Raw genomic sequence first — 1,579 nt, 5'->3', positions numbered from 1 at the left:
CCGCCGCCGTTGGCCCCGCCGTGCCGATGGAGCGCCCCGCCGCCCTCGCCCTCAGCCCGCGCCTCGACATCGAGACCGCCCGTCTGCATGGCTCGGTGGCGCTGAAAGGCGGCCGGATCGACGACGTGACCCTGCGCGACTATCGCGAAACCACCGATCCGGACAGCCCGGAGATCAAGCTGCTGTCCCCGATCGGCTCCATGACCCCCTATTTCGCCGAATTCGGCTGGGTCGCGCCGGCCGGTGGCACGGTGAAACTGCCGGACGCGGACACCGTCTGGTCGGGCTCGGGCAAGCTGACGGAAAAGACCCCGGTCACCCTGACCTGGGACAATGGCCAGGGCGTCGTCTTCACCCGCGTCATCGGTCTCGACGAGAACTACATGTTCACGATCGAGGACAAATTCGCCAACAACACCGGCGCCCCCCTCGCCCTCTTCCCGCGCGCCCTCGTCGCCCGCGTCGAGATGCCGGCGACCGAAGGCCTGTTCATCCTGCACGAGGGGCCGGTCGGCATCCTGAACGGCAAGCTGGAAGAACACGACTACAAGAACATGACGGAAGAGGCCGTTCCGCCCGTGACCACCAAGGGCGGCTGGATCGGTATCACCGACAAATACTGGCTCTCGGCCATCGTGCCCGACCAGGCGGCAGAAGTGACGGCGAAATTCGCCCACACCCGCTTCGGCGACCGCGACCGGTTCGAGGTGAATTACACCGGCGGCGCGCTCGATGTCGCGGCCGGCGCCAGCGGCGCGGTCACCCACCGCCTGTTCGCGGGCGCCAAGATCGTCGACCTGCTGCAGGCCTACCGCGACAAGCTGGCCATCGAGCGTTTCGAATATGCCGTGGACTTCGGCTGGTTCTTCTTCCTGACCAAGCCGATCTTCCTGATCCTCGATTTCCTCTATCGCCTCGTCGGCAACTTCGGCGTCGCCATCCTGATCCTCACCCTGGCGTTCAAGGGCGTGTTCTACCCGCTGGCGAACAAGTCCTACCGGGCGATGAACAAGATGAAGGACGCCCAGCCCGAGATGCAGCGCATCCGCGAGCAGTTCGCCGACGACAAGGCGCGCCAGCAGCAGGAACTGATGGCGCTCTACAAGCGCGAGAAGATCAATCCATTGGCCGGCTGCCTGCCGATCCTGATCCAGATCCCGGTGTTCTTCTCGCTCTACAAGGTGCTCTACGTCACCATCGAGATGCGGCACGCGCCCTTCTTCGGCTGGATCCAGGATCTGTCGGCGCCCGATCCGACCCATATCCTGAATCTGTTCGGCCTTATTCCGTGGGACCCGCCGGGCTTCCTCGCCCTTGGCGTCTGGCCGATCCTGATGGGCATCTCGATGTTCCTGCAGCAGCGCATGAACCCGGCGCCGCCCGATCCCATCCAGCAGCGCATCTTCATGCTGATGCCGATCATCTTCACCTTCTTCCTGGCGACCTTCCCGGCGGGCCTGGTCATCTACTGGACCTGGAACAACCTGCTCTCGATCGCCCAGCAGTGGATGATCCGGCGCCGGACCCCGGCCCCCGTCGCCGTCGCGGCCGGTGCCCCGACGGCCTCGAAGGCCCTGCC

Annotated in this window: 1 protein-coding gene; it reads left to right on the top strand. The window is 65.5% G+C overall.

Annotated elements, in window-relative coordinates:
- Positions 1-1,579 (top strand): membrane protein insertase YidC (yidC, locus tag WAZ62_RS08825; protein WP_422643155.1); only part of this gene is annotated, 1,579 nt, incomplete at both ends.

The sequence above is a fragment of the Zavarzinia sp. genome (assembly GCF_049306435.1).
Classification (GTDB): Bacteria; Pseudomonadota; Alphaproteobacteria; order Zavarziniales; family Zavarziniaceae; genus Zavarzinia.
Note: the sequence above shows the minus strand (reverse complement) of the source record. Positions and strands in the feature narration are given on the sequence as shown.